Source organism: Geminocystis sp. NIES-3708 (assembly GCF_001548095.1).
GTDB lineage: Bacteria > Cyanobacteriota > Cyanobacteriia > Cyanobacteriales > Cyanobacteriaceae > Geminocystis.
In genome coordinates this window covers 3,547,454-3,563,738 of sequence record NZ_AP014815.1, presented here as the reverse complement: position 1 = coordinate 3,563,738, position 16,285 = coordinate 3,547,454, and the positions used below count along the sequence as shown (strand labels likewise).

At 30.0% G+C, this 16,285-nt stretch carries 13 protein-coding genes; 8 read left to right on the top strand and 5 right to left on the bottom strand.

All coding sequences use genetic code 11. The annotated features are described in order from the left end of the window. Positions 1 to 430 precede the first annotated feature (430 nt). The 7 genes from GM3708_RS15635 (at position 431) to nadA (ending at position 7,162) form a co-directional block, all read left to right on the top strand. Positions 431 to 1,774 (top strand): oligosaccharide flippase family protein, encoded by a 1,344-nt coding sequence (locus GM3708_RS15635; protein ID WP_066348873.1) that lies wholly within the window; start codon positions 431 to 433, stop codon positions 1,772 to 1,774. Positions 1,775 to 1,802: 28 nt separating this feature from the next. Beyond that, complete coding sequence (locus GM3708_RS15630) at positions 1,803 to 3,200, top strand: hypothetical protein (RefSeq protein WP_066348871.1); 1,398 nt, start codon at positions 1,803 to 1,805, stop codon at positions 3,198 to 3,200. A gap of 69 nt (positions 3,201 to 3,269) precedes the next feature. Next, the gene (locus GM3708_RS15625; RefSeq protein ID WP_066348870.1) at positions 3,270 to 4,493 is read left to right on the top strand and encodes a HAMP domain-containing sensor histidine kinase; all 1,224 of its coding nucleotides are present in this window, start codon (positions 3,270 to 3,272) and stop codon (positions 4,491 to 4,493) included. Between the two features lie 75 nt (positions 4,494 to 4,568). After that, entirely contained in the window at positions 4,569 to 5,216 is a 648-nt protein-coding gene (purN, locus tag GM3708_RS15620) for a phosphoribosylglycinamide formyltransferase (RefSeq protein WP_066348868.1), read from the top strand. 152 nt (positions 5,217 to 5,368) lie between these two features. Continuing rightward, the gene (locus tag GM3708_RS19500; RefSeq protein ID WP_231932973.1) at positions 5,369 to 5,584 is read left to right on the top strand and encodes a DUF565 domain-containing protein; all 216 of its coding nucleotides are present in this window, start codon (positions 5,369 to 5,371) and stop codon (positions 5,582 to 5,584) included. A gap of 60 nt (positions 5,585 to 5,644) precedes the next feature. Then, positions 5,645 to 6,022: a phosphomannose isomerase type II C-terminal cupin domain gene (locus GM3708_RS15610; RefSeq protein WP_066348862.1), complete on the top strand. Its 378-nt coding sequence runs from the start codon at positions 5,645 to 5,647 to the stop codon at positions 6,020 to 6,022. A gap of 171 nt (positions 6,023 to 6,193) precedes the next feature. Next, positions 6,194 to 7,162, top strand: coding sequence for a quinolinate synthase NadA (gene nadA, locus GM3708_RS15605; RefSeq protein ID WP_066348861.1), 969 nt, complete (start codon positions 6,194 to 6,196; stop codon positions 7,160 to 7,162). Positions 7,163 to 7,237: 75 nt separating this feature from the next. On the opposite strand, the gene crtB is transcribed toward nadA, so the two are convergent. From crtB to GM3708_RS15580, 5 genes are all read right to left on the bottom strand, one after another. Beyond that, positions 7,238 to 8,167 carry a 15-cis-phytoene synthase CrtB gene (crtB, locus tag GM3708_RS15600; RefSeq protein WP_066348860.1) on the bottom strand — a complete coding sequence of 310 codons (930 nt, stop codon included), beginning with the start codon at positions 8,165 to 8,167 and terminating at the stop codon, positions 7,238 to 7,240. Positions 8,168 to 8,453: 286 nt separating this feature from the next. Further along, entirely contained in the window at positions 8,454 to 9,863 is a 1,410-nt protein-coding gene (gene pds / locus GM3708_RS15595) for a 15-cis-phytoene desaturase (RefSeq protein ID WP_066348857.1), read from the bottom strand. Positions 9,864 to 10,042: 179 nt separating this feature from the next. Beyond that, on the bottom strand, positions 10,043 to 11,737 hold the full coding sequence (locus GM3708_RS15590; protein WP_066348855.1) for an ABC transporter permease: 1,695 nt from the start codon (positions 11,735 to 11,737) through the stop codon (positions 10,043 to 10,045). Between the two features lie 80 nt (positions 11,738 to 11,817). After that, entirely contained in the window at positions 11,818 to 12,207 is a 390-nt protein-coding gene (locus tag GM3708_RS15585) for a response regulator (RefSeq protein ID WP_066348853.1), read from the bottom strand. Between the two features lie 326 nt (positions 12,208 to 12,533). Continuing rightward, positions 12,534 to 14,429 (bottom strand): response regulator transcription factor, encoded by a 1,896-nt coding sequence (locus GM3708_RS15580; protein ID WP_066348852.1) that lies wholly within the window; start codon positions 14,427 to 14,429, stop codon positions 12,534 to 12,536. Positions 14,430 to 14,553: 124 nt separating this feature from the next. On the opposite strand from GM3708_RS15580, the gene GM3708_RS15575 reads away from it, so the two are divergent. Continuing rightward, positions 14,554 to 16,281: an ATP-binding protein gene (locus GM3708_RS15575; RefSeq protein WP_066348849.1), complete on the top strand. Its 1,728-nt coding sequence runs from the start codon at positions 14,554 to 14,556 to the stop codon at positions 16,279 to 16,281. Positions 16,282 to 16,285: the final 4 nt, after the last annotated feature.

Here is a 16,285-nt window from a genome sequence, read left to right as displayed (position 1 = left end):
CCTTTAGAAAACATCCGATAAATTAACTAAAATTTAATGAACATAATTTTAAAAAATGCTGAATTACATTTAAGTAAAATTACAGCAAAAACCTTAAATAGTTACGATAAAAAGGTTTCAGAATATTAATTACAAAAAAAACCAAGATACAAAAATCCTTGGAAAATATTTTTAAATTGTTTAAAAAAGATAAACTAGCTTTTAGTAAAGGTTGTCAGCTATTTGGTCAAAATTTTAAAAAACTATATATTGATCTATAATCTTTTAAAAATAAAATAAATCAGTAAAAATACTGGTTCTAATCATTTTTTTACTTTAATTGAGTTAAGAATCTTCATTGATTAAGGATATAAACGGATATTGATTAAAAATCAATCTTCCCAAGATAGTTAAAATTAGCTTGATAGTAAATTAGATACATAAACCGATAATGTCATCCTTGAAAAAATTAGCAATTCGTGGAACAATTTGGACTCTTTTAGGCTACGGTACAAGTCAAATTTTACGATTAGGTAGTAATCTGATTCTCACTCGTTTATTAGTGCCTGAAGTTTTTGGCTTAATGGCTTTGATGAATACTTTAATTACAGGATTAACTTTATTTTCTGATATTGGTATTGCTCCAAGTCTGATTCAAAGTAAAAGAGGAGAAGATCCTAATTTTTATAACACTGCGTGGACTTTACAAGTAATTCGTAGCTTTTGTTTATGGATTGCTTTTGTCTTAATGGCTTATCCCGTATCTATTTTTTATGATGAACCACAATTACAGTGGTTACTACCCATAATTGGTTTTGGATCAATTCTTAATGGATTTCGTTCTACTTCTTTACCTCTTCTTAATCGTCAAATCAAACAATCTGAGAAAGTATTATTTGAATTGGGAACACAGATTTTATTTTTAGTAATTACAGTGGGCTGGACATTTTATAGTCCTACTATTTGGTCATTAATAATGGGTACTTTAATTTCAAAAGTTATTAGTACTATTATTAGTCATCGACTTTTACCAGAAGTCAAAAATTATTTCTTTTGGGATTCAACAGCAATAAAAGAACTTTTTTCTTTTGGTAAATGGATATTTATCTCTACAACAATTACTTTTTTGGCGATGCAAGTTGATCGATTATTACTAGGAAAACTATTTTCTATCGAATTTTTAGGTATCTATACTATTGCTTTCACCTTTGCAGACATTCCCGTACAAATCATTGATAAGATTAACAGCTCAGTGGTTTTTCCTGTGGTATCAAAATTAGGAGATTTACCCAGAAAAACCTTAAGACAAACAATTATAAATAAGCGTCAATGGATTTTTGTTATCTCAATACTTTTAGTCGTATCACTAACCACTTTTGGGGATTTTCTAATTACCTTTATGTATGATAAAAGATATGCACAAGGAGCATGGATTTTACCCATTTTAAGTATTGGTATTTGGCCTAATTTACTTAGCATTACCATGAGAAGTGTACAGATGGGTATAGGAAAACCGATGTATGGTGCTTATGGATATTTATTAAAATTTCTTTACATGATTTTATTTTTACCTTTAGCTACTTATATCATGGGAGTTGTGGGAGCAATTATTGTCATTGCCTTAAATGACATTCCATTTTATATTGTAGTGCAGTATGGTTCATGGCGAGAAGGATTAATAACTCTGAAACAAGACTTTCAGATAACTTTATTATTAATAGCTTTAATTACAATAGTCTTAACCATCAGATATTCTCTCGGCTGGGGATTACCGATAGATCAAATACTTTCATAAACATTTAGCTATTCATTCAGGGTAAAAAATGAGTCCACAAGCCCAACTGGTTATGATTCTCTGGCTACCGATAGTCTTATATTTCTTCCACAAATTTCCACCGACAAAAGCTGTTTCCATTAGTTTTTTAGGTGGCTTACTATTTTTACCAAGAAAAGCAGGATTTGAATTACCTTTAATTCCTGACTATGAAGGTATGGTGGCAACTTGTTATGGTATTTTTCTAGGTATTATTCTTTTTGATAGTCAAATCTTTCGTAAATTTAGACTACATTGGATTGATTTACCAATTATTTTATTTAGTATCAGTCCCATTTTTTCTTCTATTAGTAATGAATTAGGATTATATGACGGTATAAATGCCAGTCTCAATCAAGCAACACGATGGGCAATGCCTTATTTCTTAGGGCGACTTTATTTTAGTAATTTATTAACATTAAAAGAATTAGCCATTGATATTATTAAAGCAGGATTAATTTATGTACCCTTGACATTGTACGAAATTAGAATGAGTCCTCAATTACATAATATTGTTTATGGTTATTTTCCTCATTCCTTTGGCCAAACTATGCGTTTAGGGGGGTGGCGTCCTCAAGTATTTATGCAACACGGCTTAATGTTATCCATGTTTCTGATGAGTACGACATTAATTGCTATTTGGTTATGGCAAGGAAAAGTAGTAAAGAAAATTTGGAATTTACCCATTGAAGTAGTCATTCTGATTTTAGGAATAACTTTTATACTTTCTAAATCGATAGGGACTTATGGATATATGGTTATAGGATTAGTGATTATGTTCATCGCTAAATGGACAAAAAATTCTTTTCCTTTAATATTATTAACTTTTAGTATTTGTTTATATTTAATTTTTGCAACTTCTGGAAATTTTCAAGGAGATAATATTATTCCCTTTATTCAAAATATAGCAGGAGAAGAAAGAGCTGGATCTTTACAATTTAGATTTGATAATGAATTAATCTTAGGCGATCGTGCCAGAGAAAGAATCATATTTGGCTGGGGTGGTTGGGGTAGAAGTCGAGTCTATCAGGAAAATTGGACTGGAGAAATCGTTGATGTTTCCACTACGGATAGTTTTTGGATTATTATTTTCGGTACTAATGGTTTATTTGGTCTTATTAATTTAATACTTTTATTACTGTTACCAATATGGTGTTTTGTCTGGTTTTGCTATCCTGTAAAAACATGGTTTTATCCTCAAATAGCATCTTCTGCCGTTTTAGCCGTGATTCTAACTCTATTTGTGGTAGATTCTTTAGTTAATGCTATGTTTAATCCTATATTTCCACTAATTAGTGGTGCTTTATTGGGATTATTTTTGAAAAGAAAAAAAATGTCTCAACCAAGATACAATTTGCTTAAATTAGCTAACAGACAACCTTCCGTTAGATTGGATAAGATGAAATGAATTATAAAAGCTCTTTGCTAAAATATGATTAATATTTTTCTATTTACTGAAAAAGAGTGATAATTATTCATGAAAATTGCCCCATTACCTGACAATGAAAAAGAGCGACTCCAAGCTTTAATGAGGTATGACATTTTAGATACTGATTTTGAAATAGCTTATGATGAAATAACTCAATTAGCCGCATCTATCTGTAATACTCCTATCGCCTTAATTAGTTTAATTGATAATAATCGCCAATGGTTCAAGTCAAAAGTTGGCTTATGTGCGGAAGAAACTCCACGAAATTTAGCATTTTGCAGTCATGCTATTCTTCAAGAAGAAGTTTTGGTGGTGGAAGATGCTTCTCGAGATGAACGTTTTGCTGATAATCCTTTTGTAATAGAAGATCCTCCTCATGTTCGATTTTATGCTGGTGCACCTTTAGTTACCCCTGATGGATTTGCTTTAGGTACTCTTTGTGTTATAGATTCTCAGCCAAAAACTTTAACTTCTCAACAAATAAATGCTTTGAGAATACTCGCAAAACAGGTTATTAATCAATTAGAGTTGAGAATCGCCTTTAAAAAATTACAACAATCTTCTGAAGAATTGCGAGAGTTAAATGCTAGTAAAGATAAATTTTTCTCCATTATTGCCCATGATCTAAAATCTCCTTTTAATACTTTATTAGGTTTTGCAGAAATTCTTAAAGATAACGTAAAAATGATGAAAAATGAGCAAATTATAGATTTGTCATCAGAAATTTATGATTCTGCTCAAACTAACTTTAAATTACTCAAAAATCTTTTGGAATGGTCTATGATTGAAACTGGGAAGATGAAATATAATCCACAGTATTTTGATCTTAATGCTCTATGTCAAGAAATCATGATGGTTATGTTTCCTACGGCTAAAGAAAAACATATTGATTTGAAACTACATAATTTTTCCCATTCTTTAGTTTTAGGCGATCATAATATGTTATCTTCTACTATCCAAAATTTAATTTCTAACGCCCTTAAGTTTACCCCTGAAGGGGAAAAAGTGGACATTGAAATACACGAACAAGAAAATTTCATTCAACTAGATATTATTGATACAGGAGTAGGAATGACATTACAACAAATTCAAAACTTATTTAAAATTGAACACTGTTGTAGCAAAGAAGGAACAAGAGGAGAAACAGGTACAGGTTTAGGATTATTATTATGTGAGGAATTTGTCAAAAAAAATGGTGGTAAAATTTGGGTTAAGTCAGAAGTCGGTAAGGGTTCAAAATTTAGTCTTATCATTCCTAAAAAATTGTCGTAACCTAACCAATCCCTTAAAACTGGAATCTTCTTGTGATATAATTTCTTATCTCTATATTCAATTAATTAGCCCGTGATGGATCATTCTTTTTCTTCTGCTCTGGTATCTCCTTATGTAACTTGGGATCAACTACAGTTAAATAAAACTATTAAATTAGGAGTTATGGCTTCTGGTAGTGGTAGTAATTTTGAAGCGATCGCCCAAGCCATAAATGAGGGAAAATTGAATGGTAAAGTTGAGGTATTAATTTATAATAATCCCCAAGCTAAAGCAAAAGAAAGAGCTGATAAATTTAATATTCCATCAGTTTTGTTAAATCATAGAAATTATCCCCATCGAGAAGCATTAGATGAAGCAATTGTGGAGGTATTTAAAGCTCACCAAGTAGAATGGGTAGTAATGGCAGGTTGGATGCGTATTATTACTAATGTATTATTGAAGGCATTTCCCGAAAAAGTGATTAATATACACCCTAGTTTATTACCCAGTTTTAAAGGTATTAATGCCATAGAAAAAGCCTTAAAAGCTAAAGTGAAAATGACGGGTTGTACAGTGCATTTAGTCGATTTAGAAGTAGATAGTGGTCCTATCTTAATCCAATCTGCCGTCCCAATTTTACCTGATGATACATCAGAAACTCTACATCATCGTATTCAAATTCAAGAACATCATATCATTACTCAAGGTATTGCTTTAGCCGTCCAAAGAGAAAAAAATAATTGATAATGGACAATGTATAATTCGATTGAGAAAATATGCAGGAAACCCGTTTAAATTCTTTAATAGGAAATTTTTTTAGTCAATTTAGTACTTTTTTAAGTAATCCGTGGCGAAAATTATCTGTAATAATTATATGCTTATTACTAGGATTTTTTATGGCTAATGTACTAACTACATCTTCAGGACAATCTGCCCGTTGGGATGTAACCATTGCCCTGATTTTTCTTATATTCACAGAATTGTCTAATTTTTTAATCTATCGCCGCACCAATAATTCCACCAGTAAATCTGCTTGGTTGGAAATGTTAAATTCTTTTAAAATTGGTTTTATTTATGGACTTTATTTAGAAGCATTAAAACTAGGATCATGATACAAAAAAGATCGATTTTAGGTATAAATAGAATAGCTTAATTTATTTTCAAGGTGACTTATGACGGAGAATATTAATTTAGGGCATCAAGAATCAATAGAAGGTGAGTACACAAGAACTCCTCCTTGGGGTACTGTTACATTGTTAGAAAATGGAAATAATTACCGTATCAATAGAATAACCGTTAAACCCGGCCATCATATTAGTACACAAATGCACTATCATCGTAGTGAACACTGGGTTGTGGTAGCAGGTACAGCTAAAGTAATTTTTAATGGGCAAGAAAAGTTATTATTACCGAAACAATCAACTTATGTTCCCATGAATACTAGACACCGAGTAGAAAATCCCGGTGTGATACCTTTAGTGATGATCGAAATTCAAAACGGAGAGTATTTAGGAGATGATGATATTATTCGTTTTCCTGATGAAGACTAGCAAAAATCAGACAATGGTTAATAATAAGAAAAATTGATAATTTCTGCTTCCATATTCATTTTATTTTTGACATTGAAGGGAAATTTATTATTTTTATTATTTATGGTAAAAAATACTATAAATAGGTTAGAATAAGAAATATAACTTACTCTTTTAGGATAACTGTTAATTGTGTTTACTGCCACTATTTCCCCTAATCAATCCTCGTTAAGTAATAGTCCCCAAGATTTATTTAGTGCGATCACTGATCTTAAAAAAGAATTAAATGCGGTGATTTTAGCTCATTATTATCAAGAAGGAGACATTCAAGATATTGCAGATTATATTGGTGATTCTTTAGGACTATCTCAACAAGCGGCATCCACTCAAGCAGATGTAATCTTATTTGCGGGGGTGCATTTCATGGCAGAAACAGCAAAAATTCTTAATCCTCATAAGTTGGTTTTATTACCAGATTTGGAAGCGGGATGTTCTTTAGCTGACAGTTGTTCGGCGGACCAATTTTCTAAATTTAAAGCACAATATCCTGATCATATCGTTATTTCTTATATTAATTGTACGGCGGAAATTAAAGCTCTCAGTGATATTATTTGCACTAGCTCTAATGCCGTTAAAATTGTCAAACAAATCCCCAAAAATCAACCTATTATCTTCGCACCAGATAAAAATTTAGGACGTTATGTTATGGAACAAACGGGGCGAGACATGGTATTATGGGATGGTAGTTGTATCGTTCACGAAACTTTCTCTGAGAAGAAAATTGTTCAATTAAAAGTACAACATCCTCAAGCAGAAATTTTAGCACATCCTGAATGTGAAACTCATATCTTACGTCATGCTGACTATATTGGTTCAACTACTGCTTTATTAAAATATGCTTTAGATAGTAAATCTTCTGAATTTATTATTGCAACTGAGCCAGGTATTATTCATCAGATGGCAAAAGATGCACCTAAAAAACTATTTATTCCAGCACCCCCCGAAAATAATTGTGCTTGTAATGAATGCCCATATATGAGATTAAATACTCTCGAAAAGGTTTATTTAGCTTTAAAAAACCGAACTCCAGAAATTAATTTATCCGAATCTATAAGAGTTAAAGCCTTAAAGCCAATTCAAAAAATGCTCGAAATGTCTTAAATAATGAGGAATTAGGAATTAATTATTAATTATTAATAAATTTCCCCTCCTCTTCTCCTCTTTTCCTATCATTACTTATAAAACTTGAGCTCTTAACCATGCTACGGGTAAATAAAGCATTTTGTGGGAAGTTGGTACAAATGCACGTCGATTAAATACGTCATAGTTATTTTTCACAATAACATCAAGAATACCCTGATATAGCATTAAAGCCGACCACACAGGCCAACGTCCATCAGGATTTAGTGCTTTTATTCCACTTTCAGCTGATTCGTAATATTCCTTAGCACGATTGATTTGGAATTGCATTAAGTTACACCAACGATCATCAACTACCCCATTAAATAAGTCTTCTTCGGTATAGTTAAACCTTGCTAAGTCTTCTAAAGGTAAATAGATGCGATTTCTGCCCGTGTCTTCTCCTACATCTCGAAGAATATTGGTTAATTGATTAGCAATACCCAGTGCAATGGCTTCTTTTTCAGGAATATAGACTGAATTATTATACCAAGGGGCGTTTAAATAACTTTCATCAATTCCCAGTACAGAAGATGACATCAAGCCTACTGTCCCAGCAACTCGGTAACAGTAAAGTTTTAAATCCTCAAAAGTTTCATAACGGTTACGATATAAATCCATTCTTTGCCCCGCTATCATATCTCTAAAGGGCTGAATATCCATAGGAAAACGTTTGAGAGTATCTACTAATGCTACATCAGGATCATCGATAGGTTGCCCTGCAAATACTGATTCTAACTGTTGTTCCCACAAATCAAGGGTTTCAGGAGTAGTCAATTTTGCTTGAGGACCATCAACTAATTCATCTGTACGGCGACACCAGACATATATTGCCCAGATAGCACATCTTTTTTCTTTCGGCATTAATAAAGTGCCTAAATAGAAAGTTTTAGAATACTTTGCTGTCACTTGACGACAGTATTCATAAGATTCTTCTGGGGTGGCTAAGGGTTGTTTAGGTTGTAATTTTTTATGCAGTTGCAGCATTCATCCCTGCTGAATATAGTTAGCTAAATATAAGTTTAAAAATAAGAATAATGACGATTCTACAGTATTGTCTCACTTTATGATCCATTTTTATCACTAATTAAAGACAAAATAAGATAAAAGTAGGGTAGGCATTGCTACCTTTACCTATAATTTTATAGTTTATGCTTGATAATCTGAGAGTCATAAATGATTCTTTGTAGAATTATTTGTCAGGGGCAGAAATATTTTCAAATACTTCTAAGGAATGCCTACCCTATACTAAGTATTGTTGGCAATACCCACTCTAGGCTAAAGCTGGTTGCTTAATAGTATTATTGACGGGATAATCTTTTGTTACCACTTCGGCAGTGCGTTTACCTGATAATACAGCCCCTTCCATGCTTCCTAAATATTCTTGCATGGTGAAATCTCCAGCCAAATAAAAATTAGAAATAGGAGTTTTTTGAGATGGACGATAGGCTTGTCTGCCGGGTGTCGCTTTATATACTGATCTTGGGGTTTTCACCACATGAAATTTCAATAATTTAGTCGGATTCTCTCCCGTAAAGTGTTGAGGGAATAACTGTCTTAATTCTTTCACGGTGGCTTCGATGATTTCTTCGTCGGTTTTGCTAATCCAATCTTGAGCAGGTGCTAATACTAACTCTAACATTGATCGATCAGGGTTACTATATTCTTTACAAGTATTGCTCATGTCAGCATAAACACTTAACAAGGGAGAGCGAGAAAATAATAAATGATCAATATCCGTAAGTTTACGATCAAACCATAAATGTAAATTAATGACAGGGACACCTTCTAAGCCTTCTAATTTTTGGAAAAATCGATTTTCTTTCCAGATGGGGGGTAATATTACTTTTAGAGGATCAACAGGCATAGCGGACACATAAGCATCGGCGGTGAAAATTTCATCATTAGCACCATTTAAACCTCTTAATAAGAAGCCTTTTACTGTTCCGTCTTCATTTAACAAAATTTCCTTGAGAGGGGCATTTAAGCGTACTTCTCCCCCTCTTTCGGTGACATAGTCCACAATTGGTTGACATAATCTTTCTGTGGGTGAACCATCTAAGAAAGCCATTTTTGATCCGTTTTTCTCTTGTAAGAAACGATTTAAAGCGGTTAAGAGAATAGTGGCGGAAATCTCATCAGGGTTAATGAAGTTTAAAGCCTTAGACATAGCAATAAAAACTTCTTTTTCGACACGGGGAGGGATGTTTTGTTTTGCCATCCACTCTGACCATGAATATTTATCCATATCTTCTACATATTCCTGACCTTTAACAATGGCAGGTAACAAACCTAAACCAAATTTAATTTTTTCACCCCACGTTAACATATCATTATTGCGTAAAATGGCAATTAAACCATTAACAGGGGCAGGAAGATCAGGAAAATCGAACCGTGAATAAGTACCAGGGTTATCGGGTTGATTAAAAATCATCGTGTGTTCTTTCCACTGCAAACGATCTTCAATACCTAATTCGTGGAATAACTGCAACATATTGGGATAAGCACCAAAAAAGATATGAAGTCCTGTTTCATACCAGTCTCCATCTTCGTCTTTCCATGCGGCAACTTTTCCGCCTAAAACATCTCTTCTTTCAAGGACAATTGGTGTATGTCCTGCGTCTGCTAAATATTTGGCGCAAGAAAGTCCTGCTAATCCTGCACCTGCTATGGCTATTCGCATCTATTTTTTTACTATTCTACTATTTCTGTTTATCATTTTAGTAGCAATTCTTGACATTTCGTAACATTTTTTTCAGTTTTTTGATAAATTTTTGATTTGCTATGAGTATTTCATATAATTTTGGGCAAATAAAAAATGGATAGGGGTGAATGACATTCACCCAAGAATCAGGAAATTTGCTAATTAGTTTCTAACAAAATTTTTGTTTCGGAAATTCCTGCTTTGTTTAAAACTTTGTTAAATTGATAGTTAATACTGACGATTGCGGTGATGTGAGCTAATAAAATTCCCATCGTTGAAAAAATACTTATTTCAGTGGTGGCGACTAAAGGAAAAGCTGAAAATAGCCAAATAAAAGGGTAATTATGATGATTTTCAGGGGATATAATTAAGGCTAAAAATGGGCTAAAAATCAAGCTACTAACAACACCACTGGCGATTAAAGTTCTTTTTTGACTTTTCAGCATCAATAGTAATTGAAATACTGTTGCATAGATTATTGTTATGGTAGCACTTAATAATAATCCCATTAAAATGGATGTTTTATTATCTTTAAAAGGAAAAATTAAAACGGTGGGAATGGTATATAAAGTGACGATGCCTACATTGACGGCAATGGCTAATGGTGAAGGACTTTTTTCTCCTAAAAGTAATTCATGAATTAGACGATTATGAGAAGAATTTTCGTGACGAAAACGTGACCAATCTTGTAAACTTTGACGATGAGGAGTTAAAGCAATAATTAGTAGTGAGAAGAAAAAAAAGTTAAATACTTGTAAGCCAATCAGTTTTTCATTGGGGGAAGAATAAGAGTTTATTTCTTGTAAGCTAAATCCAACATTGAAAACAATAAAACAAGCAGAAATTAAATAGCTATGATATTTTGTAAGAATGGTATCAGAAGGATTATGAAAACGGCGTTTGATTCCTTGCCATAACCAAAATGTCCAAATTGCGTAATTGGAGATTATTAAGAATAAACTAACAATGCTATTTTGCCACCAAAAATTACCATACCAATTAAGATTATTTAGGGTTTCTATGGATAAGTAACCGATGGTATCAGGAGAGAGAAATGTTGATTTTACTAAGTAGGGTAAGAAGATGATAGGGTTGAAAAGAATAATCCAATCGATAGAAGTGCTACTAAATTTGTTAGCTTCCATGATTGCTCCTGTCATGGTACATAAAAAGAAGAAAATTGCCATGCTTCCTAACCATGCTTGAAAATTTCCTAAGCCACTAGAAACTAAACTAAATAGTAAACAAGCACTATAAAAAAAGAAACAACTTACGGCTAATGCAAGATAAAAACCAATAATTAAAGGAAAAGAGACATTAGCTTTTATTCCAGCCATTAAGTGTAAGGGCATTGCTAATACACCGAATAAATAAACTAAAATAGGCACTCCTAATATTTTTCCTCCAAAGATGGTAAAGGCTGATTGAGGAGTTAGGCGAATAAAATTAAGGGTATTTTTGCTATTTTCTTTGGAGACATCCGCCATTAGCATATAACTACCAACCACCAGAAGGATGAAAACCCCCATGATACTCATCGTCGTAAATAAATCTAACCACCATAATTCTTTAATGATTTGTAAATTGCCTAATAAATCTTGATTACAAATGCGAAAATTTGATGAATAGGATAATTCTGGTTCGGCTATGGCGGTACAATAACGACTATAATTCCCTTCTGTTTTAGGTAATATTCCTTGAAAGTATAGGTATAGTAAAAATTGTCCGACAATGGAAGCTAAAGAAACAATCGTAATGGTTTTTGGTGTTAATCTACCTTTGACTTCTCGGAATAATTGGGGATTCCATTCACTGACATTCTCTATAATATTAGGATATAGTTTTGCTAACATACTCTACATCTCTCCTCAATTCATTTACTTTCTTAACTAGATGATTCTTTCTCCATCATAATATTAATAATTATTATTTACTAATTGATTAAGATTTTTTCAATTAAATCTACGATAGTAATAGGATTAAATGGTTTATAAATAACTCCTAATGCACCTAATCCTTGCCAGTCAAATTGTGTGTCCGATTGAGCAGTTAAAAATATGACTGGAATATGACAAACTTTTTTATCTTTTCGCAACTTGATAATAATTTCTCCTCCATTAATTTCAGGCATTAGATAGTCTAAAAGTATTAAATCTAAATTTTGTAATTGTTTAGCTATTTTTAGTCCTTCTAATCCTGAATTAGCGGTGAAAACTTCCCATTTTCTCATCATTTCTAAAGATATTTTTATTAATTTTTGAATTTCTTTATTATCATCAATAACTAAAACTTTACTAATATTAATTAATTTTATATTTTTCATATTTTCTTTTGATCATAAAATGATTTTTGGTTATTTTGAATCTATATAGCAATTTTAAATCATGTGTAAATAATTAAAGATTAGAAAATCAAGATATAAATCTTAATAATCTTTAAAAGCTAATGCCTAATACCTAACACATTTAAAAATTTCGCAATTATCATCGGATTTCTGTATATTATTTTTTGTTAAAAATCTGTAATTATCTAATTAAACCCTATTATAATTTTAGGAAAATTCGGGAAATAGCCAATAAGTAATAGTTATTTAAATTTATAATTTTCTATCTTAAATAAACTATATTTTGAAGATGTTTAAAGGTATATTTATAATTTATATCCTTGGAGATGAGTTAAAATTCTGGGATATAATTCTAAATCAATTTTGGATTTACTGATAAAGTCATCTGCTCCAGCTTCGAGGAATTGATTAATAATATTTGAAGCTAAATTACTGGTTAAAAAAATAACAGGAATAGATTGTAATAAAGGATCTTTTTTGATAATTTTACATATATCTAAACCATTTAGTTTTGGCATTTCTAAATCGAGAATTATTAATTGTGGTTTTATTTTTTTTATTTCATCTAAAAAAGTTTCGCTTTCGGAAATTATATTAATATTAAGAGGTAATTGATTAATAATTAATTTTTGTTTTAAAATTGAAGTAAATCTTACATCATCATCGATAATCAAAATATTATAGAGGGAATTAACTATAGAATTAGAGTGATTTTGAATTAAGGCACTTTTGATGTTTTCCCATAATATTTCAAGAGAGTTATTTTTACTTAAAAAAGCATTAATAGGATATTTTGAACAATATAATCTGTTTTCTAAGCTATCATCTTTACTATAAATAATAATTTTAGTTTCTTTTTTTTTCTCCCCTAATAAATTTAAAATAGAGTTTTCTCTATCAGAATTGTTTTTCCATTGAGTCTCTAAAATAACTACATCATAAGTTTTCTCATTTAAATAGTTTTGAGCAGATAAAATACTATGACAAAAACTCAGAGAAACTTGAGGATTTTCGATAAACATAATTAATTGATTAGCTAATTTTTGATCTTCATCAATAACTAATATTTCAACTTTTTGTTGATTAAATAATTCTTGATCTTTTTTGTCATAATTTTGTCTTCCTTCTGGGAATAATTCTTTTTCTAACTCATGAATTAAATTTGTTATTTTTATAATATTTTTTTGATCTTTAACGTGAGGATAATTATTTTTTAATAAAACTTCAATTTTCTTAGAAATATTACTAGCATTTATATAACCAATACTGCCTAGAAAACCAACAAAATTATGAACTGTACGAATAGCATCATCAATTTTTAAATTATTTTTACTGTGTATATAATCAAGTAACTTTTGACAATCTTGGCTAACGTTTTCTTGATTTTCTAACCACATTTGTTCAATTAACAATTGTAATTTTTCTTGTTTATTAATATCTGATTGATTTTTAGTTAGTTGGTTATTTTGAAAATAATTAATTAATGAAGATGATTTTTTTATGATATTTTTATCTGACTTATTATTCAAGGGTTTAAGTCTATAACCCATACCATAAAGTGTTTCAATGAAATCCTTATCTAATCCTACGTCAGTTAATTTTTTCCTGAGAGATTTTATATGAGTTCTTAGTGTATTATTAGTAGGTATAGTATCAATATCCCACAATTGATCAATAATATTATCTGTATTAAAAACTTTTTGAGGTGTTGTTAAAAAAATCTCTAAAATTTTATATTCTGTGGGAGTTAAATGTAAATAATTATCTCCATATTTAACTTGTTTTTCTTCAAGAATCATGACTAAGTTTTGCCATGTTAAATTTGTTGTTGATTTTATTTTTTTTTCTCGTCTTACAAGGGCTTTTATTCTAGCTAATAATTCTTGAAAGTCAAAAGGCTTGATTAAATAATCATCAGCACCAGATTCAAAAGCTTTAATTTTATCAATTTGATTATTTAAAGCAGTAATAAATAATATTGGGAGATTAATATTTGTGGCTCTTAATTCTCGACAAATATCAATACCGTTTTTTTCGGGTAACATTACATCTAAAATAAGAATGTCATAACTTCCTTGATCTAATTTATCTCTAATATTAATTCCTGTATTGACTAAATCAATTTTTTCTGATTCTGTAATGAGATAATCTTTAATTAGTTTTCCAAATCTTTGATCATCTTCCACTAGTATAATCTTCATTTTCCATTAAAGTAGATTAATTTTTATGTACTTAGGGATACAATTCTTATCCTATTATCTGTTAATGAAAAAAAAATGAATACTTAACTTATCTTTACAATCTTATTTTTATTAATGAATATTAATGAATATTTTGTTATCTAATTATTATATTCCCCATGGCCATTGTTATTTGTGGCAACCGTCTTTAATCTGGGTACATTTATTCTCAGATTTATTTATTTTTTTGGCTTATTTTTCTATTCCTTTAATGTTAATTTATTTTGTTCATGAAAAGAAAGATATTCCTTTTAACAAAATTTTTATATTATTTAGTGCTTTTATTCTTTTTTGTGGTTTAACTCATCTTATAGCAATTATTACTCTATGGTATCCTATTTATTGGTTATCAGGTTTTATTAAGATTTTAACTGCAATAATTTCTGTTTTAACTGCTTTTGAATTATTAACAATTATTCCTCTAGCTTTAGTTTTACCAACTCCTGAAAAATTAGCTATTCTTAATCAAAATTTAGAGATAAAAATTAAAGAAAAAAAAGAAACAGAATTACAATTAAAAAAATTAAATCAAGAACTAGAAGTAAGGGTTAAACAAAGAACTTCAGAAATAGAAATTATTAACAATAGATTAAATTATAAAATTAAATTAGAAAAATTAGTTACTTATATTTCTAATTTATTTATTAAAGTTGATTATGGAGATATAAATGAAAAGTTTAATCTTTCTTTAAAAGCTATTTATGATACTTTATCTATCGATCATTGTTTTTTATTTATAACTGATAATAGTCATCAAATAACTAAAACTCAATTTTTTTATGGCAATAATATTAACATGATTGATTTAAAATGTGATCTTTGTGTGATTGTAAAAATAATGAATAAGTTGGAATTTTTAAAAATTAATGATCTAATTAATGAAGATGAATATTGTTTATCAAAAGAATCATATATTAACAATAATCAGATTAAATCTATTTTAGCAGTGCCTTTAATTTATGAAAATAATTGTCACGGATTTTTAATGTTAACTTCTTTTCAAAATATCAAACAATGGCAACAAGTTGACCTAATTTTTGTCAAATTAATAGCTGAAATATTTATTAAAGCGATAGAAACTTATGATATGCAAAAAGATTTAAAAACATGGAATATTGAATTACAAAGATCTAATCAAGAATTAGAACAGTTTGCTTATGTAGCGTCTCATGATCTTCAAGAACCACTAAGAATTATCACCAGTTTTTCTGAGTTATTTATAGAGGAATATGGACATAAAATTAACGAAGAAGGAAAGCAATATTTACAGTTTATTATCTCAGCTTCTCATCGAATGAAACAGCTAATTAAAGATTTATTAGCTTTATCAAGAATACAAACAAAAGGAAAAGAATTTATTTTGTTAAATTGTAACCAAATTATTGAAGAGGTATTAGATATTTTTCAGATTTCTATGGAAGAAAAAAAAGCAAAAATTATTTATCAAAAATTACCACATATTATGGGAGATAAGTTTCAAATAACTCAATTATGGCAAAATTTAATTAGTAATGCCCTAAAATTTCATAGTAATAAACCTATTATAATTAATATAACAGTAGAATCATTACAAAATGAATGGCTATTTTGTGTTGAAGATAATGGAATTGGTATCCCTGTAAAATTTCAGGAAAAAATTTTTATAGTGTTTCAACGATTATATTCCAGTGATCAATATGAAGGTACAGGTATTGGTTTAGCATTATGTCAAAAAATTGTTACTCGTCATGGCGGTAAAATTTGGGTACAATCAGAGATAGAAAAAGGCTCAAAATTTTTTTTTACAATCCCAAAATATACTGAAATTCATTAATACA

What these genes read in the sequence shown, in the direction of transcription:
- GM3708_RS15575 (WP_066348849.1), top strand. Translation starts at nt 14,554, where the DNA reads ATGAATATTTTGTTATCTAATTATTATATTCCCCATGGCCATTGTTAT.
- GM3708_RS15635 (WP_066348873.1), top strand. Translation starts at nt 431, where the DNA reads ATGTCATCCTTGAAAAAATTAGCAATTCGTGGAACAATTTGGACTCTT.
- GM3708_RS15585 (WP_066348853.1), bottom strand. Translation starts at nt 12,207, where the DNA reads ATGAAAAATATAAAATTAATTAATATTAGTAAAGTTTTAGTTATTGAT.
- GM3708_RS15610 (WP_066348862.1), top strand. Translation starts at nt 5,645, where the DNA reads ATGACGGAGAATATTAATTTAGGGCATCAAGAATCAATAGAAGGTGAG.
- crtB (WP_066348860.1), bottom strand. Translation starts at nt 8,167, where the DNA reads ATGCTGCAACTGCATAAAAAATTACAACCTAAACAACCCTTAGCCACC.
- GM3708_RS15580 (WP_066348852.1), bottom strand. Translation starts at nt 14,429, where the DNA reads ATGAAGATTATACTAGTGGAAGATGATCAAAGATTTGGAAAACTAATT.
- GM3708_RS15590 (WP_066348855.1), bottom strand. Translation starts at nt 11,737, where the DNA reads ATGTTAGCAAAACTATATCCTAATATTATAGAGAATGTCAGTGAATGG.
- pds (WP_066348857.1), bottom strand. Translation starts at nt 9,863, where the DNA reads ATGCGAATAGCCATAGCAGGTGCAGGATTAGCAGGACTTTCTTGCGCC.
- purN (WP_066348868.1), top strand. Translation starts at nt 4,569, where the DNA reads ATGGATCATTCTTTTTCTTCTGCTCTGGTATCTCCTTATGTAACTTGG.
- GM3708_RS15630 (WP_066348871.1), top strand. Translation starts at nt 1,803, where the DNA reads ATGAGTCCACAAGCCCAACTGGTTATGATTCTCTGGCTACCGATAGTC.
- GM3708_RS15625 (WP_066348870.1), top strand. Translation starts at nt 3,270, where the DNA reads ATGAAAATTGCCCCATTACCTGACAATGAAAAAGAGCGACTCCAAGCT.
- GM3708_RS19500 (WP_231932973.1), top strand. Translation starts at nt 5,369, where the DNA reads ATGGCTAATGTACTAACTACATCTTCAGGACAATCTGCCCGTTGGGAT.